The 26,472-nt window shown below is 66.6% G+C and carries 23 protein-coding genes; 14 read left to right on the forward strand and 9 right to left on the reverse strand.

Annotated elements, in window-relative coordinates; genetic code table 11:
• Positions 1-104: 104 nt before the first annotated feature.
• Positions 105-1,955, forward strand: coding sequence for an exodeoxyribonuclease V subunit alpha (gene recD / locus ACX1DW_RS18485; protein ID WP_458992098.1), 1,851 nt, complete (start codon positions 105-107; stop codon positions 1,953-1,955).
• Positions 1,956-2,083: 128 nt separating this feature from the next.
• Positions 2,084-2,524 carry a hypothetical protein gene (locus ACX1DW_RS18490; protein WP_110778782.1) on the forward strand — a complete coding sequence of 147 codons (441 nt, stop codon included), beginning with the start codon at positions 2,084-2,086 and terminating at the stop codon, positions 2,522-2,524.
• Here the strand turns inward: ACX1DW_RS18490 and ACX1DW_RS18495 are convergent, their stop codons facing one another.
• A complete protein-coding gene (locus ACX1DW_RS18495) occupies positions 2,525-3,433 on the reverse strand; it encodes an AEC family transporter (RefSeq protein WP_161612188.1) in 909 nt (302 codons plus the stop codon).
• A gap of 166 nt (positions 3,434-3,599) precedes the next feature.
• Here ACX1DW_RS18495 and ACX1DW_RS18500 point away from each other — a divergent pair, with 166 nt between their 5' ends.
• Positions 3,600-4,814 (forward strand): GGDEF domain-containing protein, encoded by a 1,215-nt coding sequence (locus ACX1DW_RS18500; protein WP_458992099.1) that lies wholly within the window; start codon positions 3,600-3,602, stop codon positions 4,812-4,814.
• Positions 4,815-4,838: 24 nt separating this feature from the next.
• Here the strand turns inward: ACX1DW_RS18500 and ACX1DW_RS18505 are convergent, their stop codons facing one another.
• Positions 4,839-5,240, reverse strand: a complete 402-nt coding sequence (locus tag ACX1DW_RS18505) for an acyl-CoA thioesterase (protein WP_003286782.1) — start codon at positions 5,238-5,240, stop codon at positions 4,839-4,841.
• A 223-nt stretch (positions 5,241-5,463) separates the two neighbouring features.
• Here ACX1DW_RS18505 and ACX1DW_RS18510 point away from each other — a divergent pair, with 223 nt between their 5' ends.
• The 5 genes from ACX1DW_RS18510 (at position 5,464) to phoU (ending at position 12,367) form a co-directional block, all read left to right on the forward strand.
• Entirely contained in the window at positions 5,464-6,429 is a 966-nt protein-coding gene (locus ACX1DW_RS18510) for a PstS family phosphate ABC transporter substrate-binding protein (RefSeq protein WP_102838944.1), read from the forward strand.
• Between the two features lie 164 nt (positions 6,430-6,593).
• The gene (locus tag ACX1DW_RS18515; protein ID WP_156244966.1) at positions 6,594-8,870 is read left to right on the forward strand and encodes an ABC transporter permease subunit; all 2,277 of its coding nucleotides are present in this window, start codon (positions 6,594-6,596) and stop codon (positions 8,868-8,870) included.
• A 27-nt stretch (positions 8,871-8,897) separates the two neighbouring features.
• Positions 8,898-10,568 (forward strand): phosphate ABC transporter permease PstA, encoded by a 1,671-nt coding sequence (gene pstA / locus ACX1DW_RS18520; RefSeq protein WP_458992100.1) that lies wholly within the window; start codon positions 8,898-8,900, stop codon positions 10,566-10,568.
• A gap of 97 nt (positions 10,569-10,665) precedes the next feature.
• Positions 10,666-11,493 (forward strand): phosphate ABC transporter ATP-binding protein PstB, encoded by an 828-nt coding sequence (gene pstB / locus ACX1DW_RS18525; protein WP_102838941.1) that lies wholly within the window; start codon positions 10,666-10,668, stop codon positions 11,491-11,493.
• A gap of 145 nt (positions 11,494-11,638) precedes the next feature.
• Positions 11,639-12,367, forward strand: coding sequence for a phosphate signaling complex protein PhoU (gene phoU / locus ACX1DW_RS18530; RefSeq protein WP_110779068.1), 729 nt, complete (start codon positions 11,639-11,641; stop codon positions 12,365-12,367).
• Positions 12,368-12,422: 55 nt separating this feature from the next.
• On the opposite strand, the gene ACX1DW_RS18535 is transcribed toward phoU, so the two are convergent.
• Entirely contained in the window at positions 12,423-13,337 is a 915-nt protein-coding gene (locus ACX1DW_RS18535) for a LysR family transcriptional regulator (RefSeq protein ID WP_458992101.1), read from the reverse strand.
• A 90-nt stretch (positions 13,338-13,427) separates the two neighbouring features.
• Between ACX1DW_RS18535 and ACX1DW_RS18540 the strand changes: the two genes are divergently transcribed.
• Positions 13,428-14,351 carry a DMT family transporter gene (locus ACX1DW_RS18540; protein ID WP_458992102.1) on the forward strand — a complete coding sequence of 308 codons (924 nt, stop codon included), beginning with the start codon at positions 13,428-13,430 and terminating at the stop codon, positions 14,349-14,351.
• A 135-nt stretch (positions 14,352-14,486) separates the two neighbouring features.
• Here the strand turns inward: ACX1DW_RS18540 and ACX1DW_RS18545 are convergent, their stop codons facing one another.
• A complete protein-coding gene (locus ACX1DW_RS18545; protein WP_458992103.1) occupies positions 14,487-15,860 on the reverse strand; it encodes a DUF3482 domain-containing protein in 1,374 nt (457 codons plus the stop codon).
• A complete protein-coding gene (locus ACX1DW_RS18550; protein WP_458992104.1) occupies positions 15,853-17,256 on the reverse strand; it encodes a DUF2868 domain-containing protein in 1,404 nt (467 codons plus the stop codon). The genes ACX1DW_RS18545 and ACX1DW_RS18550 overlap by 8 nt, the downstream gene beginning before the upstream one ends.
• A 200-nt stretch (positions 17,257-17,456) precedes the next feature.
• Here ACX1DW_RS18550 and ACX1DW_RS18555 point away from each other — a divergent pair, with 200 nt between their 5' ends.
• Entirely contained in the window at positions 17,457-17,702 is a 246-nt protein-coding gene (locus ACX1DW_RS18555; RefSeq protein ID WP_110778789.1) for a DUF4282 domain-containing protein, read from the forward strand.
• A 50-nt stretch (positions 17,703-17,752) separates the two neighbouring features.
• Here ACX1DW_RS18555 and ACX1DW_RS18560 read toward each other — a convergent pair whose 3' ends face one another.
• Positions 17,753-18,871 (reverse strand): glycerophosphodiester phosphodiesterase, encoded by a 1,119-nt coding sequence (locus tag ACX1DW_RS18560; protein WP_458992105.1) that lies wholly within the window; start codon positions 18,869-18,871, stop codon positions 17,753-17,755.
• Between the two features lie 148 nt (positions 18,872-19,019).
• On the opposite strand from ACX1DW_RS18560, the gene ACX1DW_RS18565 reads away from it, so the two are divergent.
• Entirely contained in the window at positions 19,020-19,538 is a 519-nt protein-coding gene (locus ACX1DW_RS18565) for a dihydrofolate reductase (protein WP_448132576.1), read from the forward strand.
• An 87-nt stretch (positions 19,539-19,625) separates the two neighbouring features.
• Entirely contained in the window at positions 19,626-20,273 is a 648-nt protein-coding gene (locus ACX1DW_RS18570; RefSeq protein ID WP_458992106.1) for a YitT family protein, read from the forward strand.
• On the opposite strand, the gene ACX1DW_RS18575 is transcribed toward ACX1DW_RS18570, so the two are convergent.
• The gene (locus tag ACX1DW_RS18575) at positions 20,266-20,721 is read right to left on the reverse strand and encodes a metallophosphoesterase family protein (RefSeq protein ID WP_458992107.1); all 456 of its coding nucleotides are present in this window, start codon (positions 20,719-20,721) and stop codon (positions 20,266-20,268) included. The two genes, ACX1DW_RS18570 and ACX1DW_RS18575, sit on opposite strands and share 8 nt — an antisense overlap.
• Before the next feature lie 97 nt (positions 20,722-20,818).
• On the opposite strand from ACX1DW_RS18575, the gene ACX1DW_RS18580 reads away from it, so the two are divergent.
• Positions 20,819-21,931 (forward strand): NAD(P)/FAD-dependent oxidoreductase, encoded by a 1,113-nt coding sequence (locus ACX1DW_RS18580; RefSeq protein WP_458992108.1) that lies wholly within the window; start codon positions 20,819-20,821, stop codon positions 21,929-21,931.
• A gap of 43 nt (positions 21,932-21,974) precedes the next feature.
• Here ACX1DW_RS18580 and ilvD read toward each other — a convergent pair whose 3' ends face one another.
• Entirely contained in the window at positions 21,975-23,813 is a 1,839-nt protein-coding gene (gene ilvD, locus ACX1DW_RS18585; protein WP_458992109.1) for a dihydroxy-acid dehydratase, read from the reverse strand.
• A 508-nt stretch (positions 23,814-24,321) separates the two neighbouring features.
• On the opposite strand from ilvD, the gene ACX1DW_RS18590 reads away from it, so the two are divergent.
• Positions 24,322-25,170 carry a poly(ethylene terephthalate) hydrolase family protein gene (locus tag ACX1DW_RS18590; protein WP_174214582.1) on the forward strand — a complete coding sequence of 283 codons (849 nt, stop codon included), beginning with the start codon at positions 24,322-24,324 and terminating at the stop codon, positions 25,168-25,170.
• Positions 25,171-25,223: 53 nt separating this feature from the next.
• Here ACX1DW_RS18590 and ACX1DW_RS18595 read toward each other — a convergent pair whose 3' ends face one another.
• The gene (locus ACX1DW_RS18595; RefSeq protein ID WP_458992110.1) at positions 25,224-26,420 is read right to left on the reverse strand and encodes a class I SAM-dependent rRNA methyltransferase; all 1,197 of its coding nucleotides are present in this window, start codon (positions 26,418-26,420) and stop codon (positions 25,224-25,226) included.
• Positions 26,421-26,472: the final 52 nt, after the last annotated feature.

Genomic DNA, 26,472 nt, shown 5'->3' on the forward strand with positions numbered 1-26,472 from the left:
GGCGGGCTGAAGCCCACCCTACGGCCTTCGTCGATGCCTGTAGGGTGGGCTTCAGCCCACCGTTGCGACCGCCACCCTATACCTCCTGTATCGAGGCTTACCCGATGACCCTGCCTGCAGAGCTACCCCTCGGCCCGTTGGAGCGCGCCTTCGTTGCCAGCCTGCAACGCCTTGAGCCGGACGCATCCGAGCCGGTGCTGCTCGCCGCCGCGCTGTGCTGCGAGGCGCTGTCGGCCGGCGATGTCTGCCTGCCTCTCCAGCGCTTCGCCGGCAGGCGCCCCTGGCCTGAGGTCGACCTCAGCCTGCCGGCGCTCGCAACCTGGCGCGCGCAACTTGAAGCCTCGCCTCTGATCGGCACATCTGATGAGTACGCGCCGCTGACCCTGGTCGGCGACCGGCTCTACCTGGCCCGTTACCAGGCCTACGAGCTGCAGCTGGCCGAGCAGCTGCTGGCCCGCGCCGGCGATGCGCCCGAGGTGGACGAAGGATGGCTCGCCGAGAGCCTGGCACGGCTGTTCGCGTTCAATCAGCAGCGCCCCGACTGGCAGCGCCTGGCCGCCGCGCAGGCGGTACGCCGGCGCCTGGCGGTGATCTCCGGTGGTCCCGGCACCGGCAAGACCACCACCGTGGTGCGCCTGCTGGCAGCGCTGCTCGAGCAGCCGGGCGGCGAGCGCCTGGCCATCGGCCTTGCGGCACCCACCGGCAAGGCGGCGGCGCGTATGGCCGAAGCGATCCGCAACGCCAAGGCCGAGCTGCCGGTCAGCGATGCGGTGAAGGAGGCCCTGCCGGACGAGGCGCGGACCCTGCACCGCCTGCTCGGCAGCCGCGGCGACAGCCCCCGTGTGCGCCACGATGCGGCCAATCCACTGGCGTTGGACGTGCTGGTGGTGGACGAGGCGTCGATGGTCGACCTGGCGCTGATGGCCAAGCTGGTCGTCGCGCTGCCACCGAAGGCGCGGCTGATCCTGCTCGGCGACAAGGATCAGCTGGCCGCCGTGGAGGCCGGTGCGGTGTTCGCCGAACTCTGCGAAGGCCGTGGCTTCAATGCCCGGGCGGCAAGCGAGCTGGAGCGCATCACCGGCCAGCCCGTGCCGGTCGAGACGCCGCGCTCGCGCCTCGGCGATGCGGTGGTGCTGCTCACCCACAGCCACCGCTTCGCCGGCGACAGCGGCATCGGCGAGTTGGCGCGGCGGATCAACGCCGGCGATGCGAAAGGCACCGTCGCGCTGCTGCAGGAAGGTCGTGCGGATCTCGCCTGGAACGCGGCGCCCAGCCCGACCGCCTTGATCGAGCGGCTGGAGCAGGGTTACGGCGGCTACCTGCAGGCTGCGCGGCAGGGCGATCCAGGCGCGGCGTTCGAGGCCTTCAACGGTTTCCGGGCGCTGACTGCGCAACGCGAGGGCCCGTTCGGCGTGACCGGTATCAACGAGGCGCTGGAATCGCGCTTCAGGCGTCGCCTCGGCGTGCAGGCCCGCGAACGCTGGTATCCCGGCCGTGCGGTGATGGTCCGGCAGAACGACTACGCGCTGGGGCTGTTCAACGGCGATATCGGCCTGTGCCTGAAAACCGAACAGGGCCTGCGGGTGTTCTTCGAGGGTGACGACGGTTACCGCGGCTTCGCGCCGGCACGGCTGCCGAGCCACGACAGCGCCTTCGCCATGACCGTGCACAAGAGCCAGGGCTCGGAATTCACCGAGGTGCTGCTGGCCTTGCCGGATCAGCCGAGCCCGCTGCTGACCCGTGCGCTGTTCTACACCGGCATCACTCGCGCCAAGCGCCAGGTGGAAATCTGGGCGCTGCCGGCACGCCTGGCCGAAGCGGTCAGCACCCGCGCAGAGCGCGCCGCCGGGCTGGCCGAGCGTCTGAATAGTGCCGCGGCTGCGGGCGAAGCCGCGGCGTTGACGCCTCGAAGCCCGGTGGAGGCGCCGCCAGGTGACCAGCTCAGCCTGTTTTGACCCGTGCGGGCGCGCACGTAGCCTGCATGATCGGCGCAAATGAGCCTGGTTTCGTGAAGTGGTTTTGCGTATGTGCGACTGAATTCTGTTCCGATGGCCGCTTGCGAAAAAATCCGTCGGAGAACGCGATGAGAACCTTCTTCCTTCTGCTCTGGGGCGTGCTGAGCCTGACGATCAGCACCGCCGCACTGCGCGAGCTGTGGCTGGCGCCGTCACTGCGCAGCGGTTTCGTTCTGTTGCTGGTCGTCTATTACATCTTCTGCTTCTTCCAGCTCATTCGAGCCGCCTATCTGCCGTGGGGGCTGTTGGGCGCCTACCGGCGCAGCGGCTACTGGCTGTGCCTGATCCTGCTGCCGCTGACGCTGATTCCGCTGCATGCCGCCTACCGGATCTGGCAGCAGGGCGGCTACGTGCCGGCGGAGGGCTCGCAGCTGGCCGCGTGGCACCAGCTGCTGGGCTGGCTGCAGGATGCCCTCGGCTATCTCGGTCCGTTGCTGGTGCTCTGCGCGCTGGGCTTCGGCCTGGCGCTGATGCTGCTGCGCCTCCTGCGCGGACAGGTGGCGCGCTGATCAGCCGTTCAGCAGGGTCAGCACCAGCGGCAGGCTGGCTGCGGCGAGCAGGGTTTGCAGGGTGATGATGCCCGCCATCAGATGACTGTCACCGCCCAGCTGGCGGGTCAGCACGTAAGCGGTCGGCGCGGTGGGCAGCGCGAAGAACAGCACCAGGATGGTCGTTTCCATATCTGGCAAGCCGAGCACCCGTGCCACGCCGAAGGCCAGTAGCGGCACGGCCAGCAGGCGTACTGCGCTGTTCCAGCCCAGTGCCGGAATCTCACCGCCCAGCTCCTGCGGCTTTAGCGCCGCGCCGACACAGAGCAGGCCCAGCGGCAGGCTGGCAGCCGCTAGCAGGCCCAGCAGCCGATCGGTACCGCCTGGCAATCCCAGCCCCGACAGGTTCACCAGCGCGCCGGTCAGGCAGGCCAGGATCAGTGGATTCTTGGCGATCGGCAGCAACAGACCGCGCACGCTCACACCGCGCTCGGCGGTCAGCGCCCAGACTGACATCACGTTTACCGTCGGCACCATCAACGCCAGCATCAGGGCCGCCAGTGCCAGGCCTTCCTTGCCGAACAGGCTGCCCACCGCGGCCAGACCGAGATAGGTGTTGAAGCGCAGCACGCCCTGGGTGATGGCACCGAAACGCCCGGCTGACCAGCCGCGCAGCCGCTTGGCGATCAGCAGCCCGACCCAGGCCAGGCCGAGGCCGAGCAGCACGGCGCCGGCCAGCCGTGGCAACGCGGGGTTGTCCAGCGGTGCGGTGGCCAGGCTGCTGAACAGCAGGGCAGGAAAGAGCAGGAAATAGTTGATGCGCTCGGCGCCGGGCCAGAACTCGGCACTCGGAAAGGCGCGCAGGCGCAGGAAATAACCGGCGACGATCAAAGCGAATAGTGGCCAGAGGGCAAGCAGAAGGGTGGTCACGCGGATACATCCAGCAATGCATGTAGCGCGATCTTCGATGCTTGAAACGTCCAGTGCAAGCGCTCTGTCCAAAGACCAGGCTGTCTGCCACGACGCCCGTCGGACGGTTCCGATCGGCTACTGGCGTAGTGATATCATTGCCGTCACCGAATTTGCGGGTTCTTCCATGCGACATACCACCGATCAAGCTGCGACCGAGGGCTTTCGCGAGACGCCTTACGGCCGCCAGCTGCACGGCGGCTTTCGATTGCTTCGCTTCAGGCCGCAACTCGAGCACGAATTCCGCGCCTATCTCGACGGCCAGGCCCGGGCATCGCAGCGGCTTGCGGCGCTGCTGCTGATCGTCGCGGTATCCGGCTACCTGTACTTCGAGCACCGCTATTTCCAGCTGGATGGTACCGACTGGCTGGGTACGCTGACCCTGCTGCGGCTGCTACAGATCGTGCCGGGCATCGTCGTGCTGGTGCTGTCGTTCTACAGCCGTACCTTTCGCGCCCAGGCCAATCGGATATTCCCCGCGTTGCTGGTGCTGATCGGTGTGATCGCAGCATTCATCGACATCCGCTTCGAGGCGCTGGATGCCCCGCTCAACTTCCAGTACGGCGCCGGGCTGCTGATCGTCAGCTCGTTCTTCTTCCTCGGTGTGACCTTCTGGGTGGCACTCCTGGGTGCGTTACTGATCGTGCTGCTGGACGTGCTCATGGCGTACCTGATCCTGACGCCCGCACAGTTGCCGCAGCATTGGATCGCGGTCAGCTATTACACGCTGCTGCTGATCATCGGTGCCGTCAGTCGCTACCTGCACGAGTACTCCCAGCGCGAGCAGTTCCTGATGCGCCAGTTACTGGGCTGGGTGGCCGAGCACGATGCCCTGAGCGGTCTGGCCAATCGACGCAGTCATGATCGGGCGCTCGACCAGCGAATCGCCCAGGCGCGCCGGGATCGCCGCCCCCTGAGTCTGCTGCTGCTCGATCTGGATGACTTCAAGGCCTACAACGACGCGTTTGGCCACCCGGCCGGCGACGCACTGATTCGCACGTTCGGTGAACTGCTGGCAGGTTTCGCACGACGTCCGCTGGATCTGGCAGCACGGGTGGGCGGAGAGGAGTTCGCGCTGCTGTTGTACAACTGCGACAGCGCAGCGGCACAACGCATTGCACGGCAGGTGATCGCGGCGTTGGCCGCGCTTGAACTCCGCCACCCGCGTGACGCGGCGTTGCGGGTTGGGGTCAGTATCGGTGTGGCGACCCTGCAGGAGGGGCAGCGGGGCGAACAGCTCTATCAGTGTGCCGACCGGGCACTGTACCGGGCCAAGACGAGCGGCAAGAACCGCTTCGTCCTGGCCAGCGGGCGGCCGGGCGCCGACGTGCCGACGGCCTAACTGTCGGAAACCAGTGTGCTGGTCTCAGCGGCGCGGGGTAACGGGGCGGGTGCGGCCGCTGCCGTCGATGGCGACGAAGACGAACACCGCTTCGGTGACCTTGCGCCACTCGCTGGACAGCGGATCGTCGCTCCACACTTCCACCAGCATGCGAATCGAGCTGCGCCCGACTTCCAGCGTCTGGGTATAGAAGGACAGCTGCGCGCCGACCGCTACCGGCACCATGAACGCCATGCGATCGATGGACACCGTGGCGACACGCCCGCCGGCCACGCGGCTGGCCATCGCGGTACCGGCCAGGTCCATCTGCGACACCAGCCAGCCACCATATATATCGCCGAAACCATTGGTTTCCCTGGGCAGCGCGGTGAGCTGCAGCGCCAGGTCGCCCTGCGGGATCGGATCTTCCTGTTCGTATTCGTTCATCAGTCGGACTCGCGGCGCGTTTGTTGTTCTGGCGCGAAATGCCCGCGCTAGCGCGGGCGATGGCGCCGAGTATAACGGCTGTGAACCGCCACAGCGACCGCACCAGGTCAATGGTGCACGTGGTCATGAGATTGTCACACTTGATTCATAGAGTGTTCACACGGCCTGCAGATACTGGCCCCCGTTCCAACACACTCGAGCACACACCTGCTAGGAGCAAGGTATGAAACTGAATCGTTTGATGGCGGCCCTGACCTTCGTTGCCGCTGGCGTTGGCGCCGCGAGCGCAGTCGCTGCTGTAGACCCGGCGCTGCCGAGCTACCAGAAGACCTCCGGTGTTTCCGGCAACCTGTCCAGCGTTGGTTCCGACTCCCTGGCCAACCTGATGACCCTGTGGGCCGAAGAGTTCAAGCGCAGCTATCCGAACGTCAATATTCAGATCCAGGCTGCCGGCTCCTCCACTGCGCCGCCCGCGCTGACCGAGGGCACTGCGAACCTGGGCCCGATGAGCCGCCCCATGAAGGACAACGAGATTCAGGCCTTCGAAGAGAAGTACGGCTACAAGCCCACTGCCGTGCCGGTGGCGATCGACGCCCTGGCCGTGTTCGTGCACAAGGACAACCCGATCAAGTCGCTGGACATCGAGCAGGTCGATGCCATCTTCTCCAGCACCCGCCTGTGCGGTGGTGAGAAGGACATCAAGACCTGGGGTGACCTGGGCATGACCGGCGAGTGGGCAGCCAAGCCGATCCAGCTGTTCGGTCGTAACTCGGTATCCGGCACCTACGGCTACTTCAAGGAAGAAGCCCTGTGCAAGGGTGACTTCAAGTCGAACGTCAACGAGCAGCCGGGTTCGGCCTCGGTGGTGCAGTCGATCTCCAGCACCCTGAACGCCATCGGTTACTCGGGCATCGGCTACAAGACCTCCAGCGTCCGTGCGGTACCGCTGTCCAAGGGTGGCGAGGCCTTCGAGGCCAACGAAGAGAACGCTCTGGCCGGCAAGTTCCCGCTGGCTCGCTTCTTCTACGTCTACGTCAACAAGGCGCCGAACAAGCCGCTGAGCCCGATCGACGCCGAGTTCCTCAAGCTGGTGCTCTCCAAGCAGGGTCAGGAAGTCGTGGTCAAGGACGGCTACATCCCGCTGCCGAAGAAGGTGGTCGACAAGACCATGCAGGAACTGGGTCTGTAAGACCCGCGTGACGGTCGGCGCCTTAGCGCGCCGGCCATGCGCAGATGCCCGCCACGCGATACGCGCTGGCGGGCTTCGTCGCGTCACCTGGCTGTAATCTTTCTGTCACACGGCTTTATTAGATTAGGCGCCCCGAAGGGCCGCTCAGGCCCAGGAGCCCTGGCATGAACGACATGGAAAACATGACCGCGAATTCCGATGTGCAACGGCTGGACTTCAACACGCCGGCGCTGCAGCGCAAGCGCCGCATGCGCGCGCTGAAAGACCACCTGGCGCGCTGGTACGTGTCCATCGGCGGTCTGGCGGTACTGGGTGCTATCACCCTCATATTCTTTTATCTGGGTCAGGTCGTCCTGCCCATGTTCCAGGGCGCCGAACTGGAGAGCCGCGACATGCAGCGGCCGGCCTGGTTGGCCGACGCTGGCGAAGCGCTGCTGCTGAACGTCGAGGAGCAGAACCAGGTCGCCCTGCGGTTGGGGGCGGACGGTCAGGCGCGCTTTTTCGCGCTGAAGGATGGCTCGCTGCTTTCCAGCAAGGCCATACCGCTGCCCGCCGGCAGCAGCATCGTTTCGGTAGGCCAGGACACGCCCGGTACGCGGCGACTGGTGTTGGGCCTGGATAACGGCCAGGCGCTGGTACTGGAGCACAACTACAAGGTCACCTACCCGAACAACAAGAAGACCATCACCCCTGAACTCGCTTATCCGTTCGGTGAAGAGCCCCTGCAGCTCGACGCCGAAGGCCGGCCGATCGAGCAGGCCGCGGTCAGCCTGAACGGCAAGACCCTGCTGGTCGCCGGTGCAACCGGCACCGCTCTGCACGCCCAGCGCATCGCCAGCAGCGAAAACCTGATGACCGGCGAAGTGACGCTGGAGCAGGAGCGCCTCGACCTGCCGCAACTGGCCGAGCCGATTCGCCAGCTGCTGATCGATCCGCGCCACATGTGGCTCTACGCGGTTAGCGGCAAGGCGAGCGTGGATGTCTTCGATCTGCGTCGCAAGCAACTCAATGGCCGTTACAAGCTGGTCGGCGATGGTAGCGAGATCACCACGATCAGCCCGCTGCTGGGCGGCATCTCGCTGATGGTGGGCGATTCCAAGGGCACCGTCGGGCAATGGTTCATGGTCCGCGCCGCCGACGGTCAGGCCGAGCTGAAGAACGTGCGCAACTTCCAGCTGGGCAGCAGCCCGATTCGGCAGATCCTGCCGGAAGAGCGGCGCAAGGGTTTCCTCGTCCTGGACGACAGCGGCAACGTGGGTGTTTACCACAGTACCGCGCACCGCACCCTGCTCAAGGAGCAGGTTGCCGACGGCGCTGCGCTGGCCGCGCTGTCGCCTCGCGCAACCCGCCTGCTGGTGGAGTCCGACAAGGGCCTGCAGCGTTTCGTGATCGACAATCCGCACCCGGAAATTTCCTGGAGCGCGCTGTGGGGCAAGGTCTGGTACGAGAGTTACCCGGAGCCGGATTACGTCTGGCAGTCCACCTCGGCCAATACCGACTTCGAACCCAAGCTGAGCCTCGCGCCGCTGGCCTTCGGTACGCTCAAGGCGGCCTTCTACGCCATGCTGCTGGCCGCGCCGCTGGCCATCTGCGCGGCTTTCTACACCGCCTACTTCATGGCGCCGTCGCTGCGCCGCAAGGTCAAGCCGGTGATTGAGCTGATGGAGGCACTGCCGACGGTGATCCTCGGCTTCTTTGCCGGCCTGTTCCTCGCGCCATTCCTGGAGAACCACCTGCCGGGCATCTTCAGTCTTCTGCTCCTGATGCCGGTGGGTATTCTCTTCGCCGCCTGGACCTGGAGTCGCCTGCCACAGCGGGTGCGTCTGGCGGTTCCGGAGGGCTGGGAAGCGGTGCTGCTGATTCCGGTGATCCTGCTGATCGGTTTCGGCTCGCTGGAAATCAGTGGCCATCTGGAAAACTGGTTCTTCGGCGGTGACATGCGCCTGTGGCTGTCCAACGACATGGGCATCCCGTTCGATCAGCGCAACGCCCTGGTAATCGGCCTGGCGATGGGCTTCGCGGTGATCCCGACCATCTATTCGATCGCCGAAGACGCCGTGTTCAGCGTGCCGAAGAGCCTCACCCTGGGCTCGCTGGCACTCGGTGCCACGCCCTGGCAGACCCTGACCCGCGTTGTGCTGTTGACCGCCAGCCCGGGCATCTTCTCGGCGCTGATGATCGGCATGGGGCGCGCCGTGGGCGAGACCATGATCGTGCTGATGGCCACCGGCAATACGCCGATCATGGAAGCCAACATCTTCGAAGGCATGCGCACCCTGGCCGCCAACGTCGCGGTGGAAATGCCCGAATCCGAAGTCGGTGGCACCCATTACCGCGTGCTGTTCCTCGCCGCGCTGGTATTGCTGATGTTCACCTTCGTCATGAACACCCTGGCCGAGCTGATCCGCCAGCGGCTGCGCGGCAAGTACGCCAGCCTGTAAACCAGACTTCGCAAAAGGTATCGATCCGTGAAAAAGGATTCGTTGAACACCTGGGTCAAGAGCGGCACGCCCTGGATCTGGATGAACGCCGGCGCGGTGTCCATCGCCGTGATCATGACCCTGGGGTTGCTGGCGATCATTGCCGTGCGCGGCCTGGCGCACTTCTGGCCGGCCGACGTGATCGTCGCCGACTACAGCGTGCCCGGCGCCGAGACGCGTGTGCTGGCCGGCGAGGTCGTGCAGGCCGAAGAAGTGCCGCGGGCGCGCCTGGCGGCCAGCGGCCTGCCGGTGAACGTCGAGGGCGGCGAGTTCATGACCCGCGAGCTGCTCAAGGTCGGCAACCGCGAGGTCTACGGCGCGGACTTCTCCTGGGTCGTGGGTGAGTGGCTGAGCAACCAGCGCACACCCGCCGAGCTGATGGTGCTGGAGCGCCGTGAGTGGGGCAATTTCTATGGTTTCCTGCTCAACGTGAAGGAAGCCGGCCAGCTGGTCGCCGAGGGCGAAGGTGCCTGGAACGAACTGCAGGCACGCATCGACCGCGTCGATGAGCTGCACACGCAGATCTCGCGCATCGAGAAGGTGGAGATCGGCCGCATCAACCACGGCCTCGAGCGTCTGCGCCTGAAGACCCGCAAGCTGGAGCTGGACGATCGTCTGGATGCCGCGGCGCAGGCCGAATTGGATGCCGAGCGCGCCCAGTGGGATGCCGAGTACCGGGTTCTGGAAGACAAGCTGGTGGCGCTGCAGCAGCAGTTCAACCGCGACAGCATCACCGTGCGCACCGCCGATGGCCGCGAACAGGAGATCAGCCTGGGCAAGGTGGTGCGAGCGTTCCAGCCCAATGCCATGTCGACGCCGCAGAAGCTGATGTTCTACTTCGCCAAGCTGTGGGAGTTCGTCAGCGACGAACCGCGCGAGGCCAATACCGAGGGCGGCGTGTTCCCGGCGATCTTCGGCACCGTGCTGATGACCCTGATCATGGCGGTGATCGTCACCCCGTTCGGCGTGATCGCCGCGGTCTACCTGCGCGAATACGCCAAGCAGGGCCTGCTCACCCGCATCATCCGCATCGCCGTGAACAACCTGGCCGGCGTGCCGTCGATCGTCTACGGCGTGTTCGGCCTGGGCTTCTTCGTCTACGTGCTGGGCGGCTCGCTGGACCGGCTGTTCTATCCGGAAGCCGCGCCGGCGCCGGTGTTCGGCACGCCGGGTCTGATGTGGGCCTCGTTGACCCTGGCCATCCTCACCCTGCCGGTGGTGATCGTCGCCACCGAGGAAGGCCTGGCGCGCATTCCGCGGATGATCCGCGAAGGCTCGCTGGCCCTCGGCGCGACCAAGTCCGAGACGCTGTGGAAGGTGGTGCTGCCGATGGCCAGCCCGGCCATGATGACCGGCCTGATCCTCGCCGTGGCCCGCGCCGCCGGCGAAGTGGCGCCGCTGATGCTGGTCGGCGTGGTCAAGCTGGCGCCGAACCTGCCGCTCAATGGCAACTACCCTTACCTGCACCTGGATCAGAAGATCATGCACCTGGGCTTCCACATCTACGACGTCGGCTTCCAGAGCCCCAACGTCGAGGCGGCGCGCCCGCTGGTCTACGCCACGGCGTTCCTGCTGGTGCTGGTCATCGCGATTCTCAACTTCAGTGCGGTCGTCATCCGCAACCACCTGCGCGAGAAATACAAGGCGCTGGATCATTGATTGGTGCTGCAAGCCCGGCGGTCTGCTTCGAGACGAAGCATCCGGCCTGGCTTGCAGCCAATAGCTTGCAGCCCGGGGCTGCAAACGGAGCGAGCACATGCAAACCAACACCCACTCCATCGACATTTCCGCGCTGGGCCGCGACAAGCGCAGCCTGAACCTGGCCAACGAGCAGGTCGCCATCGAGGTGCCTGACCTCAGCCTGTACTACGGCCAGAAGCAGGCGCTGTTCAACGTCAGCATGAACATCCCGCGCCAGCGCGTGACGGCCTTCATCGGGCCGTCCGGCTGCGGCAAGTCGACCCTGCTGCGCTGCTTCAACCGTATGAACGACCTGGTCGACGGCTGCCGCATCGAGGGCGCGATCAACCTCGACGGCACCAACATCTACCGCAAGGGCGAAGACGTGGCCGACCTGCGCCGTCGCGTCGGCATGGTGTTCCAGAAGCCCAACCCGTTTCCCAAGAGCATCTACGAGAACGTGGTCTACGGCCTGCGCATCCAGGGCATCAAGCAGAAGCGCGTGCTCGACGAGACCGTCGAGTGGGCGCTCAAGGGCGCGGCGCTGTGGGACGAGGTCAAGGATCGTCTGCACGAATCGGCACTCGGCCTCTCCGGCGGTCAGCAGCAGCGCCTGGTGATCGCCCGCACCATCGCCGTGCAGCCGGAAGTGCTGCTGCTCGATGAGCCGAGTTCGGCCCTCGACCCGATCTCCTCGCTGAAGGTCGAAGAGCTGATCTACGAGCTGAAATCCAAATACACCATCGTCATCGTTACCCACAACATGCAGCAGGCCGCGCGGGTGTCCGACTACACGGCGTTCATGTACATGGGCAAGCTGATCGAGTACGGCGATACGGATACGCTGTTCACCAACCCGGCCAAGAAGCAGACCGAAGACTACATCACCGGCCGCTACGGCTAGCCGGCCATGGCAAACCGCGCTGCGCGTTGTCGGCGGCGCTTGCCGTACTCGTTTGTACTGTCTGCGCGCCGCCTCCTAGCGCAGCACGCATTGCCAAGGGCCGGCTCGTCCGGCGAGAGAACCACAGTTTCGCAAGGGCTCGATGATGATCAGCAAAGACAGCCATACCCAACACATCTCCCAGCAGTTCAACGCCGAGCTCGAGGAGGTGCGCAGCCACCTGCTGGCCATGGGCGGGCTGGTGGAGAAGCAGGTCAACGACGCGGTCACCGCGCTGATCGAGGCCGATTCGGGGCTCGCCCAGCAGGTCCGTGAGGTGGATGACCAGATCAACCAGATGGAGCGCAATATCGACGAGGAATGCGTGCGCATCCTCGCCCGCCGCCAGCCGGCGGCCTCCGATCTGCGCCTGATCATCAGCATCTCCAAGTCGGTAATCGATCTCGAGCGCATCGGTGACGAGGCGACCAAGATCGCCCGCCGCGCCATCCAGCTGTGCGAGGAAGGCGAGTCGCCCAAGGGTTACGTCGAGGTGCGTCACATCGGCGACCAGGTGCGTCGGATGGTGCAGGAATCGCTGGATGCCTTCGCTCGTTTCGATGCCGAGCTGGCGCTGTCGGTGGCGCAGTACGACAAGACCGTCGACCGCGAATACAAGACCGCGCTGCGCGAACTGGTCACCTACATGATGGAAGACCCGCGCTCGATCTCCCGCGTGCTCAGCGTGATCTGGGCGTTGCGCTCGCTGGAGCGCATCGGCGACCACGCTCGCAACATCGCCGAACTGGTGATCTACCTGGTGCGCGGCACCGACGTGCGCCACCTCGGCCTGGCACGCATGGCCGAGGAAGTGGAAGGCACCAAGGAGCGCTGATCGGTGCGCCGGTAGCGGTGCGCGTCCGCTCACTCTCTGCGGGTGCGCGTTGCGCTCAGCTGGCTATCAGCGCCTCGCTCAGGTAGTCGATGAGCGCCCGTGTCTTCGGCGGCAGGTGGTGATTCTGTCGCCACAGCAGCCAGGCCGCGCCCTGGTAGGAGCCGGTGTAGCGCCACTGCGGCAGCACTTCGCGCAGCTGCCCGTCGGCCAGCGCCTGGGCAGCGGTGAAATGCGGCAGGCAGGTAATGCCCAGGCCTGCCAGCGCCACCAGTGACCGGGCCTCGCTGTGGTTACTGATGTAGCGACCGCGCACCGTCACCGTTTCCTGTTGCTCGCCGCGGCGCAGGTGCCAGCGATTGTCTCCCGCCGTTTCCCCCAGATACAGGCAGCTGTGGCGCAGCAGGTCCTGCGGATGTTGCGGCTCGCCGTGGCGCTGCAGGTAGTCGGGGCTGGCGCAGAGCAGTTGGCGCACCGGCCCGAGCGGCTTGCCGGCCAGGCCTTCGGGTGGATTGTCGGTGACCTGCACCAGCAGGTCGAAACCGTCCTCGATCAGGTCCGGGCTCTGGTCGCTGATCCGCAGCTGCACATCGACCTCGGGGTAGCGCTGGAGAAAGGCCGGCATCAACGGCCCGACGACGAACTTGCCATAGGCCTTCGGCACGCTCAGGCGCACCAGCCCGCGTGGGCTGCGCATCAGCCGTTCGCCGATCGCGACGGCGGCGTCGGCCGCATCGAGCATGTCCCGGCAATGCTGGTAGAACTCCGCCCCGGCCTCGTTCAGCCGCAGCTGGCGCGTCGTGCGTTCCAGCAGACGCAGCGCCAGGGCCTGCTCCAGCCGTGCCACCTGGCGGCTCACCGCCGACGGTGTGCTGCCCAGCAGGCGCGCGGCGCCGGAGAAGCTGCCGGCCTCGACCACCCGCACGAACACGGCCATGTAGGGCAGCAGGGCTGCGCTGTCATTCGTTCCCATGCGGAACAGGTCCTGTGCTGTTTCGCTGGATTATCGACCGCAGCGACAGGCCCGACAATCAGCGCCTGATCGTTGGTGCGGGGCTCGAGCATGAAAGGTACGTTGAAACAGGGGCTGTGGCTGGCCGATGGCATGCTGCTGATGGTGGCGCTGATCTGGGGCAGCAGCTACGCGGTGGCCAAGCAGGCGCTGCTGTTCTACCCGGTGCTGGGTTTTCTGGCTATCCGCTTCGGCCTGACCTTTGTCCTGCTGCTGCCGCAACTGCGCGGCGCCGGTCGCCGGGCGCTGCGCCCCGGCCTGCCGCTGGGGCTGGTGATGCTGGCGATCTTTCTCTGTGAGACCTGGGGCGTGATGCTGACCAGCGCCAGCAATGCGGCGTTTCTGATCAGCCTGTGCGTGGTGATCACGCCGTTCATGGAATGGCTGCTGCTGCGCCAGCGGCCGCACAACACGCTGTTCCTCGCCTGCGCGCTGTCGCTGGCGGGCGTCTGGCTGCTGACCGGCGGGCCGCAGCTGTCGCTCAATCTCGGCGATGCGCTGATGCTGGCCGCCGCGTTGCTGCGCGCGGTGCTGGTCTGCCTGACCCGGCGATTGACGGCCGGCCGGGAAATTTCGGCACTGGCGTTGACCGCGGTGCAGAGTGGAGTCGTTGCGGCGGGCTGCATCCTGCTCGCCGTGTCGTTGCCGGGCGGACTGCCGGCGCTGCCGGTGGAGCCGGGCTTCTGGTTCGGCACGCTGTATCTGGTGCTGTTCGCCACGCTGTTCGCCATGTTCGCGCAGAACCGCGCGCTGGGGCGCAGCAGTGCAACGCGGGTGTCGCTGCTGATGGGCTCCGAACCGCTGTTCGGCGCGATCATCGCCGGTCTCTGGCTGGGTGAGCGGCTGGGGCCGATGGGCTGGGCGGGTGGGTTGCTGATCATGCTGGCAACGCTGTGCACCTTGCGGGTCGCACGTGCGCCGGTGCCGGCCGCCAAAGCGCGATGCGCGCGGATGCATGGGGAAATGCTCGGTTAGTCCCTGCCTTTGCCGAAATCGCCACGGATCATGCGGCAGACACCACAGGGGTAGGGTGGGCTTCAGCCCACCGACAACCCCGCGCACGCCACCCGCTGGTGGGCTGAAGCCCACCCTACGCTCCACCTGATCGGCTCAGTTTTCCTGCAGTTGAGTTTCCAGCTCGTCCAGCGCCGTCTGGCGCTCGCCGTCCTGCAGGCGGGCGCCGGCGTTGAGCGAGGACCACTCGGGATGCGCACGACAGCGTTGCAGGGCTTCGGGCAGCTTGCCCTCGCGCCAGCCCTGATCCTGTGGCGTGGCCAGGCGGATCGCCTCGGTGGCGGCGTGCCCGCGAGTCGCGAGCACGGCCAGCAGTTGACGCTGGCGCAGGGCGAGCAGGCGCAGTACGGCGTCGTCGACGCTCAGCTCGCGCTGCCCCTTGAGCTTGCCGAGCAGGCGATTGCCATAGTGCCGCGCGGTCTGCGCGCCGCCGCCGGCAATGGCGCCGAGCAGCGCCGCGGCGCCGAGGGTGATGCCGCCGACCATCAGGTCGACGCCCGCACCGGCCGCGGCACCTGCGGCCATGCCACCGCCGATCTTCACGCCCAGCTGCTTGAGGGTCTCGGGGTTGAACAGGTCGTCGCCCCAACGCCCGTCGAGCAGCGGCAGATCACTGGCCGCCGCATCGTCCTGGCGAAAGGCGTACAGGCGCAGCAGCGCCTCGACGCAGCGCTGCTCGCGGCGGCGCACGGCATCGTGCAATTCACGAATGGCGCCGCGCTCCAGTTCCGGCTGTGCGGCCACACTGCGTCGGCAGGCGGCGACATCCACCAGCAGTTCGGCGATCAGTCGCTGGCCGCTGGCCAGGCGTGCAGCAGCCTGGGCCTCGTGGTCCTCGATCAGTCGCTGCAGCTTGGGTCGCGCCTGTTCCAGCAGCAGCGCCAGGCTTTCGTACAGCCGGCGCTCACCGTCCACGGGTGGCGCCACGCTGTCGAAGCGCACCAGTGCATGCAGGCCGAGGCGGGCCAGGGCCTGACGCCATTCCTCGTCGCGGTGCCCCGGCTGGGCGACGAAGTTGAGCACCGGCAACAGCGGCTTGCCGCAGCTGGCGAGCACCGCCAGCTCGTCCTTGTACTTGGCCAGCACCGGCTCACGGGCGTCGATCACGTAGAGCCCGGCGTCGCTGGCCAGCAGCTGACGCAGCACCTTGGCTTCCTGCTCGAAGCGCTGGCGTGCCTCGCTGCCGTCGAGAAAGCGCGCGGTGCGTGCCGGGCCGTCGAGGCGCTCACCGGGGCGCTCCAGCCGTTCGAGGTAGTCGAGCAGGGCGATGGCATCTTCCAGGCCGGGGGTGTCGTAAAGCTCCAGCAGCGGCTCGCCGTCCACCGACAGCCGCGCACCCTCGACGTGGCGGGTGGTGCTCGGCCGGTGCGAGACCTCACCGAAGCCGATGTCGCGGGTCAGGGTGCGCAGCAGCGAGGTCTTGCCGACATTGGTATGGCCGACCACGGCCAGTTTCAGCGCTTCAGTCATGGCCTGTCTCCAGCCAGCGCAGCGGGGCGCAGCTCGAATGCGTCAGCCCCAGGGTATCCAGCGCCTGATGCCAGTCTTCCAGGCGCGCGCTGTCCAGGGCCTCGCCCGGTGGTGCTTGCAACAGCCAGACGCGAGTCGCCGCCGCGCAGCGCGACAGCTCGCCGATCAGCGCCAGGGTGCCGCGGTCGGGTGAGCGTCGCGGATCACAGGCGACGGCCAGGCGTGCCGGCGGAAAGCGGGTGAGTTGATCGAGCAGCCGTCGGCGCCCCTCGCGGTCGTCGAGGATGCCGGCATCGGCGATACCCTTGGACAGAGCCGGCGGCCAGCGGCGGCTGCCGTCCAGCTCGATGGCCACCAGTACGGCGCCAGCGCTGCCATCGAGCTGAGCGCCGGCAGTCGGTGCGTGCAGTTGGGCGGGCGCCGCATCACGGATGCCGAGGCGCTCGCTGGGTGGCTGCAGGCGTTCGCGCAGCAGGCGGTAGGCCGGCAGGTTCAGATCGAGGGTCAGCGCAGCCCGCCCACGCCGCCAGCGCCACAGGCAGAGGCCCGCCAGCAGCAGTCGCGGCAGCAGGCCGTAGACGAACAGCACGCCGACCAGCCAGCCGGCCCAGCGTTGCCGGGCGCCGTCCAGATCGCCGGTGAGTGCGCCGCTGGCGCGGATCTGCTCGACATCCGGCACGCTGAAGCCGAGCAGGGCCGGTAGCGCGCCGAGGGCCTGGGTCAGGCCGACGAAGGCGTTCTCACCGAGGATGGTGGTTTCCCAGACGAAGCCGTAGCGGCGGGTCGCCAGCAGGGCGAGGAGGGTGAGCAGGGCGCTGGTCATCGCCAGCAGCCATAGGGCGTGCACGCCTGTTCCCAGCAACCAGCGGCCGAGTCGGCGCTGATGCAGCACGCTCAGCAGGGCTGGGGCCAGCTGCGCGGCGCGGGCATCGCGGGCGAGCTTTTCGCTCAGCCAGAGCCACAGCCGCCCCAGCGCGCCGCTGCTGTCGCCGGTCAGCAGCAGGCCGAGCAGCCAGCCGAGCAGGGTCAGCAGGTTCAGCCCGAGCAGGCTACCGAGCGCCCAGAATACGTTGACCGGTCGCTGCCCGTCGCCGAGCGCGGCGAAGGCCAGCCCGGCACCGGTGAAGAGCGCCAGCAGGATCAGCGCGAGCGCGCCCAGGCGGGCGCCCTGACGCCAGTGCCGGAGCGCCTCGATGAGCCCGTCACGGTGCGCCAGCCAGAGCGCGCGGCGCTCGATCAGCGCCGGCAGATCGCCGCCCTGGGTACGGGCCCGGCGGTTGGCCTCGTCGTCGTCCAGCGGCCCGGCATGCTCTTCGCGCAGGCGCACGGCTTCGGTCAGCCAGATTCGGTCGAGTGGAGGGATTAGCTCAGCGGCGGGTGATGAGGGAGCGGGCACGCGGCTTCTCGTGGAGGGGCTTGGTTCTGAGAATAACGTTGCTCGCCGGAAGAGTGAAATCGGTCAAGTCGCCAGGGCGGAGCGTGCTGTACGATCCGCCGCCGATCAACGATCGCTGCGCGGCTTGCCGCATCACCTGCCACGGATAGGCCGGTTCGCCACGCTTTGCTGGCCCGCCTCCGCACTAAAAGGACTTTGCCATGAAAGACATTTTCTTCTTCGACGCCATGTTGACGCCCAAGATCATCACCCTGCTGTACTGGGCGGGGCTCCTGGCCGTCATCATCTGCAGTGTTGCCGCCATGTTCGGCGTATTCGGCGGAGGCCTCTGGTCCGGCCTGGCGATCCTGGTTGGCGGACTGGTCGGCACCCGACTCTGGTGTGAGCTGCTGATCGTGATGTTCAAGATCAACGACAACCTGAAGAAAATCGCCATCCGTCAGTGATTGGCCGGGGCGGCTTCCCTGCCGCCTTTCTTTCTGTGTTCTCCTGACCGTCATTCGGCCTGAGCGCGAACCTGTACTGCGATATCCGGCTGGTCGATGAACAGGCCATCGATGCGGGCATCGAGGAAGGCGCGGATCTCCGCTTCGCTGTCACCGCGCTCGTGGCGCTTGTCGCTGCTGCGCAGGTTGGCCGGGAGGAAGGCGTTTTCTGCGCGGAAGGTGTACGGGTGGACCTTGAGCCCGACCGCATGGGCGGCGGCGACGAAGCCGGTCGGCGTGCCCAGATTGCCGTTGCCGTCACGCGGGATGATGTAGCTCTTCTCCGGGCCGACGCCGGCGGCGTAGCGGGAGATGGCCTGGAGCCCGGCGGGGGTGGCCATCTGCGCGTAGGTCAGCTTGGTCCCGCGCACCTGCTGGTCATACGGCTGGCCGGAGCTGAACAGCTGCACCAGGCGCAGCTGGGTCAGGCGGCTGAGGGTCTTGAGGTTGTCCACCTCGAACGACTGGATATACACCGGCGCGTGACGCCCGACGTAGCCGTTGCGGGTGAGGATGCGCACCAGCGGTTTCTCCATGGCCAGGCCGAGCTGCTGGAAGTGCGTCGGGTGCTTGGTTTCCGGGTACAGGCCGATGCGCCGGCCCTGGCTGAGCTGCAGGGTTTTCACCAAGTCGATGATCTCCTGCAGGGTCGGGATTTCCAGGCTGCCGTCCAGGCGCGCGTTGCCCGGGCGGATATCCGGGATGCGCTCGATAGCGCGCAGGGTCTTCAGTTCGGCGAGGGTGAAGTCTTCGCTGAACCAGCCGGTGAGGGTGACGCCGTCGACCTGCTGGGTGCGCTTGCGATCGGCAAACTCGGGGCGCTGCGAGACGTCGGTGGTCAGGCCCAGCTCGTTGTCGTGGCGGGCTACGATATGGCCGTCACGGGTCATCACCAGGTCCGGCTCGATGTAGTCGGCGCCCTGGAAAACGGCCAGGGCATAGGCGGCCAGGGTGTGCTCCGGTACATAGCCGCTGGCGCCGCGATGGGCGATCACCAGCGGGGCCGGCTCGCCCCGCGCAGCCTGGTGTTTCGCGGCGTGTTCATCCGGCGCAGCTAAGCCGGTGAGCGGTAGCAACAGGCTGCAGGCGGTGAGCCAGCGGCGAAGGGAAGCGGTGGTCTTGCGGGCCATTTCGGCATCTCCTCGGTTTGGATGTCACAGCCTGAGCCACTTGCATGACCGGACGTTGACGCTGCGTTGCCCTTTGTATTGCAAAGCGATGAAGCCGACGAACGGCTGGCGCTTCGGCAAGCTGCATCGCTCTGCTATTCTCGCCGCCATGAATCAGACCCGCCTTCCCCTCGCCATGATCGCCGCCCTCGCGCAGAACCGCGTGATCGGCCTCGACAACCGCATGCCCTGGCACCTGCCCGCCGATCTCAAGCATTTCAAGGCCATGACCCTCGGCAAACCGATCATCATGGGCCGCAAGACCTGGGATTCGCTCGGCCGTCCGCTGCCGGGGCGACTCAACCTGGTGGTCAGTCGCCAGGCGGATCTGCAGCTCGACGGCGCGGAAACCTTCACCGACCTTGATGCCGCGCTGGTGCGTGCCGAGCAGTGGGCGCGTGAGCAGGGTGTCGACGAACTGATGCTGATCGGCGGTGCGCAGCTGTACGCCCAGGCGCTGGGGCAGGCGCAGCGGCTGTACCTCACGCGTATCGATGCGGCTCCTGAAGGCGATGCGTTCTTTCCGGCCTTCGACGAGGCTGAGTGGCAGTGCGTCGAAAGCCAGCCACATCCGGCTGAGGGCGAGGCACCAGCCTACCGTTTCGAAACCTGGCAAAAACAGAGCTGACCAGCACCTTCCTCGCTTGATCGGCGCCAAATCTTTCGCGGGCCTCAGCCTCTATGCTGGCCCGTCGCTGTCGTAACGAGAAATCTCATGCAACCTGACAAATCCGACGCCCCGGAAGCCGAGCGCGTTGCCGCGATCTTCGTCCGCCACCCGTTGTGGGAGGACGGCTTGGCCCTGCTCACCGGCACCGCGCTGGTCGCCCTTGGCATTGCCTTCTACAGCCATGCCGGGCTGCTCACCGGCGGCACCGTTGGGCTGGCGTTCCTGCTCAAGTACCTGGCCGGCTGGTCGTTCGGCCCAGTGTTTTTCCTGCTCAACCTGCCGTTCTACGCGCTGGCGATCTGGCGCATGGGCTGGCAGTTCACCCTGCGCACTGTCTGCGCGGTGGGGCTTGTCTCGCTGTTCGCCGAACTGACCCCGCAGTGGGTACGCTTCGCCGAGCTGAACGTGGTTTACGCCGCAGTGTTCGGTGGTTTCGCCATCGGCATCGGCCTGCTGATCCTGTTCCGCCATCGCGCCAGTCTTGGCGGGGTGAACATCCTCGCGTTGTTTCTGCAGGAGCGTTTCGGCCTGCGCGCCGGTACCTTCCAGATGGGCATCGACGCGCTGATCGTCATGGCCGCGGTGTTCGTCGTACCGGTGGACAAGGTGCTGCTGTCGGTGCTCGGCGCCGTGGCGCTGAATCTGGTGCTGGCGATCAATCACCGCGCCGATCGCTACATGGGCGTCAGCTGAGGCTGATCAGCTCCACCTGCGCCTGGCCGTCGTTCAGCTCCAGCAGCACCAGGCTGATCGGCAGGCTGAAGCGTCGCGGACCGGCGCTGCCCGGGTTCACGTAGAGCACGCCGTCGCGCCGCTCGACCTTCGGTTTGTGCGAGTGGCCGGCGATCACCACGTCGACGCCGGCGGCAAGCGGGTCGATATCCAGCTGTTTGAGGTCGTGCAGCACGTGCAGGGTTAGACCCTCGATGCGCAGGTCGAGGCGTTCGGGCAGCACCTGCGCCCAGTCGGCCGTATCGATATTGCCGCGGATCGCCTCCAGCGGCGCGATTACGCGCAGCCCGTCGAGCACCTGCGGTTTGCCGATGTCGCCGGCGTGAATGATCTGTGCGCAGCCCTGCAGTGCCGCCACCGCCTCGGGGCGGAGCAGACCGTGGGTGTCGGAGATCAGGCCGATGCGCATGCCGGTGTTCCCTTTAACTGCTTCGTCAGGTCATCCGACCCTTGGCCGACCGCTGTGGTTGCGGCAGGCTTGGGCTGTTCGGGTCGAGGAGTCTGGCATGGATCGGGTGGATTGCGTGGTGGTGGGTGCGGGAGTGGTCGGGCTGGCGGTGGCGCGTGCGCTGGCGCTGGCCGGCCGCGAGGTGCTGGTTTTGGAAGCCGAGGCAGCCTTTGGCACCGCCACCAGCGCGCGCAACAGCGAAGTCATCCACGCCGGCATCTACTACCCGCAGGGCTCGCTCAAGGGCCGGCTGTGCGTGGCCGGGCGTCGCCAGCTCTACGATTTCTGCAACAGCCACGGCGTGGCCCATCGACGTTGCGGCAAGCTGATCGTCGCCACCGACGAGGCCCAGATCGCTGCGCTGGAACAACTGCGGCGGCACGCGCTGGCCAATGGGGTCGACGACCTGCAGTACCTCGATGGGCACGAGGTGCTGGCGCTGGAGCCGGAAGTACAGGCGGTGGCTGGGCTGCTTTCGCCAAGCACCGGCATCATCGACAGCCACGCGCTGATGCTGGCGCTGCTAGGCGATGCCGAGCGCCACGGTGCGGTGCTGGCACTGAACGCGCCGGTAACGGCGATCACGGTTGGCAGCGCAGGCTTGCAGGTCGAGGTGGGCGGCGCCGACCCGCTGCAGTTGCTGGCCCGCACCGTGGTGAATTGCGCCGGGCATGGTGCGCCCATCCTCGCCGCGCACACCGCCGGGTTGGACCCGGCCGCGCGGCCGCGGCAGTTCTTCGCCAAGGGCAGCTACTTCAGCCTGAGCGGGCGCACGCCGTTTCGCCATCTGGTCTATCCGCTGCCCGAGCCCGGCGGCCTCGGCGTGCACCTGACCTTGGACCTGGCCGGCCAGGCGCGTTTCGGCCCGGATGTGCAGTGGGTCGAGGACCTGGACTACTGCATCGAGCCGGAACGGGCCAATGGCTTCTACGCGGCGATCCGCCGCTATTGGCCGGCGCTGCCGGACGCTTCGCTGCAACCGGCCTACACCGGCATCCGCCCGAAGATCAGCGGCCCCGGCGAGGCGGCCGCGGACTTTCGCATCGATGGCTCGGCGCAGCACGGCATCGCCGGGCTGGTGAACCTGTTCGGCATCGAATCGCCGGGGCTGACTGCCTGTCTGGCGATCGCGGATTACGTGACGGCCCGGCTGCACGAGCCGCGCGCATAAAAAAAACCCGGCACAGGGCCGGGTTTTTTTCTTGTCGCAGCGATCAGCCGTCCAGCATCGCCTTGTTGCGCACCGCACCCTTGTCGGCGCTGGTAGCGAGCAGGGCGTAGGCCTTGAGCGCGGTCGAGACCTTGCGCGCGCGCGGCTGGGCCGGCTTCCAGCCCTTCTTGTCCTGCTCGATGCGGCGGTGGGCCAGCTCTTCATCCGACACCTGCAGCTGGATGCTGCGGTTGGGGATATCGATCAGCACCTTGTCGCCGTCCTGCACCAGGCCGATGGCGCCGCCCGCGGCCGCTTCCGGCGAGGCGTGGCCGATGGACAGGCCCGAGGTGCCGCCGGAGAAGCGACCGTCGGTGAGCAGCGCGCATTCCTTGCCGAGGCCCTTGGACTTCAGATACGAGGTCGGGTAGAGCATTTCCTGCATGCCCGGGCCGCCCTTCGGACCTTCGTAGCGGATGATGACGATGTCGCCTGGCTTCACCTCGTCGGCGAGGATGCCTTTCACGGCGCTGTCCTGGCTTTCGTAGATCTTCGCCGTGCCTTCGAACACGTGAATGGACTCGTCCACGCCGGCGGTCTTCACCACGCAGCCGTCCAGGGCGATATTGCCGTAGAGCACGGCGAGGCCGCCTTCCTGGGAATAGGCGTGCTCGACGCTGCGGATGCAGCCTTCGGCACGGTCCAGATCGAGGGTGTCCCAGCGGGTCGCCTGGCTGAAGGCGGTCTGGGTCGGGATGCCCGCCGGGCCTGCCTTGAAGAAGTGGTGAACCGCTTCGTCCTGGGTCTGGGTGATGTCCCACTCGGCGATGGCATCGGCCATGCTCGGGCTGTGCACGGTGGAGACATCGGTGTGCAGCAGGCCGCCACGGGCCAGCTCGCCGAGGATGGAGAAGATGCCGCCGGCGCGGTGCACGTCTTCCATGTGGTACTTCTGGATGTTCGGTGCCACCTTGCACAGCTGCGGCACCTTGCGCGACAGCGCGTCGATGTCGCGCAGATCGAAGTCGACCTCGGCTTCCTGGGCGGCGGCCAGGAGGTGCAGGATGGTGTTGGTCGAACCGCCCATGGCGATGTCCAGGGTCATGGCGTTCTCGAAGGCCTTGCGGCTGGCCACGTTGCGCGGCAGTACGGACTCGTCGCCGTCCTGGTAGTAACGCTTGCACAGCTCGACGGCGATACGCCCGGCGCGCAGGAACAGCTGCTCGCGGTCGGCGTGGGTGGCCAGCGTGGTGCCGTTGCCCGGCAGGGACAGGCCAAGGGCTTCGGTCAGGCAGTTCATCGAGTTGGCGGTGAACATGCCCGAGCAGCTGCCGCAGGTGGGGCAGGCGCTGCGCTCGTATTCGGCGACCTTCTCGTCGGAGCAGGAATCGTCGGCGGCCACCACCATGGCGTCGACCAGGTCCAGGCCGTGGTTGGCTAGCTTGGTCTTGCCGGCTTCCATCGGGCCGCCGGAGACGAACACCACCGGGATGTTCAGGCGCAGGGCGGCCATCAGCATGCCGGGGGTGATCTTGTCGCAGTTGCTGATGCAGACGATGGCGTCGGCGCAATGCGCATTGACCATGTACTCCACGGAGTCGGCGATGATCTCGCGCGACGGCAGCGAATAGAGCATGCCGTCGTGGCCCATGGCGATGCCGTCGTCGACCGCGATGGTGTTGAATTCCTTGGCCACGCCGCCGTGCTTCTCGATCTCGCGGGCGACCAGCTGGCCCATGTCTTTGAGATGCACGTGGCCGGGGACGAACTGGGTGAAGGAGTTGGCGATGGCGATGATCGGCTTCTTGAAGTCTTCGTCCTTCATGCCGGTGGCGCGCCACAGCGCCCGGGCACCGGCCATGTTGCGGCCGTGCGTGGAGGTTTTCGAACGGTAATCAGGCATGACGGTTCCTGCGGCTAATCAGGTAATCGGAGGTATGCGTATGGTGAGCAACGCCTGTGCCGGATGCAACGGAGGATGACCGTGCGTTCGGAAGGGGCCGGGTCGAGGCGGGGTAATCGCTCGTGGGGCCTGGGCTCAGGGTCCGCCGTGTGGTGAATGGCGAGATATCACCGATTCTACGCACGTTCCGGCAGCCGGGCCAGGCGGGACGATTGCCGGTACGCCGGCATGCCGCGCGCTAGCCGCATGGCGACGCTGGAGGAGGCGTCCGAGACGCACATCCGCTGAATAATGCCGCATTGACCGCTGGTCCGCTTCTGCCTGCGTGCGACTGGCGGGTCGATTATCGCTCGCTAGAGTCCATTCCCGACCGTTTCGCTGGCTGCCGCGCCACTGGAGTTGCGTGCTGCCCGCTGGCGGTCCGCCGGTATGTGTCCGTTTCGCGGCGGTAGGGCAGCGTTCGACCGGCGATGAATCCTTATACCAATGACAAGAACGAGGAATGCAGATGCGCAAGTTCACACTTGGATGCCTGAGTGCCACGGCGCTGGTCGCCCTGTCCGTTTCCGCCACCGCCGCTCCGCTGCCCGATACGCCCGGCGCGCCCTTTCCGGCGGTTTCGAGCTTCGACAACGACGGGCCGTACGCGGTGACCAGCCAGAGCGAGGGGCCCAATTGCCGGGTCTACCGGCCACGCACGCTCGGCCAGGGCGGAGTCCGCCACCCGATCATCCTCTGGGGCAACGGCACCGGTACCGGACCGACCACCTATTCCGGACTGCTGAGCCATTGGGCCAGCCATGGCTTCGTGGTCGCCGCGGCGGAAACCTCCAACGCCGGCACCGGGCGGGACATGCTGGCCTGCCTGGATTACCTGGTGCAGGAGAGCAACCGCACCTATGGCACTTACGTCGGCGTGCTGAACACCGGACGAGTCGGGACCTCGGGGCATTCCCAGGGCGGTGGCGGCTCGATCATGGCCGGGCAGGACGATCGCGTTAAGGCCACCGCGCCGATCCAGCCGTACACCATTGGTCTAGGCCATGACTCGTCGTCGCAGCGCAACCAGCGCGGGCCGATGTTCCTGATGTCCGGCGGTGCCGACACCATTGCCATTCCTTACCTGAACGCGCAGCCGGTCTTCACCCGTGCCAACGTGCCGATCTTCTGGGGCGAGCGGCGCTATGTCAGTCACTTCGAGCCGGTGGGTGATGGCGGGGCCTATCGCGGCCCGACGACGGCCTGGTTCCGTTATCACCTGATGGACGACGAAAGTGCGCGTAGCACTTTCTACGGACGCTTCTGCGGGTTGTGCACCAGCCTGTTGTGGAGCGATCAGCGCAAGGGCATCGAGTAAGGGATGGGCGCAGGGCGGCGGTTCGCCGCCGCCTTGCGCGCCTGATGCGGGGGTCAGCTGTTGGGCAGGATGCGGCAGGTTAGGCTTTTGATGTAGCGGGTCTCCGGGATCGCCGGATGCACCGGATGGTCCGGACCCTGGGCGCCGCGCTCGAGCAGCTGGATGTTGCGATCCAGATGGCGCGCGCTGCCGAGCAGGATGTTCTGCAGGTGGTCTTCTTCCAGGTGCATGGAGCAACTGGCGCTGACCAGGATGCCGTCCTTGTTCAGCAGCCGCATGGCGGTTTCGTTGAGGCGTCGGTAGGCGGCCTCGCCGTTCTTGATGTCCTTCTTGCGCTTGATGAAAGCCGGTGGGTCGGTGATCACCACGTCGAAGCGCTCCTCGGCGTTCTTCAGTTCCTTCATCGCCTCGAAGGCATCGCCCTCAACGCAGGTCATCTTCTCGCCCACGCCATTGAGTGCGGCATTGCGCTCGACGCCATCCAGGGCAAAGGCCGAGGCGTCGACACAGAACACCTCGCTAGCGCCGAAGGCGGCGGCCTGCACGCCCCAGCCGCCGATGTAGCTGAACAGGTCGAGCACGCGCTTGCCCTTCACATAGGGCGCCAGGCGCGCGCGATTCATGCGGTGATCGTAGAACCAGCCGGTCTTCTGGCCCTGCAGCACCGGCGCCTCGAACTTCACGCCGTTCTCTTCCAGCGCGACCCATTCCGACACCACGCCGAAGGCGGTATCGACGTAGCGCTCCAGGCCCTCGGCGTCGCGGGCGCTGGAGTCGTTCTTCCACAATACGCCGCGAGGCTTGAGCACCTGCACCAGCGCCTCCAGCACGGCGTCCTTGTTGCGCTCCATGGTCGCCGAAGCCAGCTGCACCACCAGGTGGTCGTGGAAGCGATCGACCACCAGTCCCGGCAGCAGATCGGAATCGCCGTAGATCAGCCGATAGCATGGCTGCTCGAACAGGCGATCACGCAGCGACAGGGCGACCTTGATGCGGTGCACCAGTAGCGACTTGTCCAGGCTGTGCTTGAGGTCGCGCGACAGCAGCCGCGCGCAGATCAGGTTGTTCGGCGACAGGCCGACGATACCCAGCGGTTTGCCACCGGCGGCTTCGAGGATGGCCTGGTCGCCGGCGGCGAAGCCGGCCAGCGGCGTGGCGGCCGTGTCGACTTCGTTACTGTAGACCCACAGATGGCCCGCGCGCAGGCGGCGGTCGGCATTGGCTTTGAGACGCAGGCTGGGCAGGGTCATCGGCAGGGCTCCGGAAAAAAGACGGGCATTCTAAACGAGCGGCCCGCCGCAT

The sequence above is a fragment of the Stutzerimonas sp. KH-1 genome (genome assembly GCF_054483855.1).

Excerpts from the sequence above, each read along its gene's own strand:
- recD (WP_458992098.1), top strand. The coding sequence starts at position 105 with ATGACCCTGCCTGCAGAGCTACCCCTCGGCCCGTTGGAGCGCGCCTTC.
- ACX1DW_RS18490 (WP_110778782.1), top strand. The coding sequence starts at position 2,084 with ATGAGAACCTTCTTCCTTCTGCTCTGGGGCGTGCTGAGCCTGACGATC.
- ACX1DW_RS18500 (WP_458992099.1), top strand. The coding sequence starts at position 3,600 with ATGCGACATACCACCGATCAAGCTGCGACCGAGGGCTTTCGCGAGACG.
- ACX1DW_RS18505 (WP_003286782.1), bottom strand. The coding sequence starts at position 5,240 with ATGAACGAATACGAACAGGAAGATCCGATCCCGCAGGGCGACCTGGCG.
- ACX1DW_RS18510 (WP_102838944.1), top strand. The coding sequence starts at position 5,464 with ATGAAACTGAATCGTTTGATGGCGGCCCTGACCTTCGTTGCCGCTGGC.
- ACX1DW_RS18515 (WP_156244966.1), top strand. The coding sequence starts at position 6,594 with ATGAACGACATGGAAAACATGACCGCGAATTCCGATGTGCAACGGCTG.
- pstB (WP_102838941.1), top strand. The coding sequence starts at position 10,666 with ATGCAAACCAACACCCACTCCATCGACATTTCCGCGCTGGGCCGCGAC.
- phoU (WP_110779068.1), top strand. The coding sequence starts at position 11,639 with ATGATCAGCAAAGACAGCCATACCCAACACATCTCCCAGCAGTTCAAC.
- ACX1DW_RS18535 (WP_458992101.1), bottom strand. The coding sequence starts at position 13,337 with ATGGGAACGAATGACAGCGCAGCCCTGCTGCCCTACATGGCCGTGTTC.
- ACX1DW_RS18540 (WP_458992102.1), top strand. The coding sequence starts at position 13,428 with ATGAAAGGTACGTTGAAACAGGGGCTGTGGCTGGCCGATGGCATGCTG.
- ACX1DW_RS18545 (WP_458992103.1), bottom strand. The coding sequence starts at position 15,860 with ATGACTGAAGCGCTGAAACTGGCCGTGGTCGGCCATACCAATGTCGGC.
- ACX1DW_RS18555 (WP_110778789.1), top strand. The coding sequence starts at position 17,457 with ATGAAAGACATTTTCTTCTTCGACGCCATGTTGACGCCCAAGATCATC.
- ACX1DW_RS18560 (WP_458992105.1), bottom strand. The coding sequence starts at position 18,871 with ATGGCCCGCAAGACCACCGCTTCCCTTCGCCGCTGGCTCACCGCCTGC.
- ACX1DW_RS18565 (WP_448132576.1), top strand. The coding sequence starts at position 19,020 with ATGAATCAGACCCGCCTTCCCCTCGCCATGATCGCCGCCCTCGCGCAG.
- ACX1DW_RS18570 (WP_458992106.1), top strand. The coding sequence starts at position 19,626 with ATGCAACCTGACAAATCCGACGCCCCGGAAGCCGAGCGCGTTGCCGCG.
- ACX1DW_RS18575 (WP_458992107.1), bottom strand. The coding sequence starts at position 20,721 with ATGCGCATCGGCCTGATCTCCGACACCCACGGTCTGCTCCGCCCCGAG.
- ACX1DW_RS18580 (WP_458992108.1), top strand. The coding sequence starts at position 20,819 with ATGGATCGGGTGGATTGCGTGGTGGTGGGTGCGGGAGTGGTCGGGCTG.
- ilvD (WP_458992109.1), bottom strand. The coding sequence starts at position 23,813 with ATGCCTGATTACCGTTCGAAAACCTCCACGCACGGCCGCAACATGGCC.
- ACX1DW_RS18590 (WP_174214582.1), top strand. The coding sequence starts at position 24,322 with ATGCGCAAGTTCACACTTGGATGCCTGAGTGCCACGGCGCTGGTCGCC.
- ACX1DW_RS18595 (WP_458992110.1), bottom strand. The coding sequence starts at position 26,420 with ATGACCCTGCCCAGCCTGCGTCTCAAAGCCAATGCCGACCGCCGCCTG.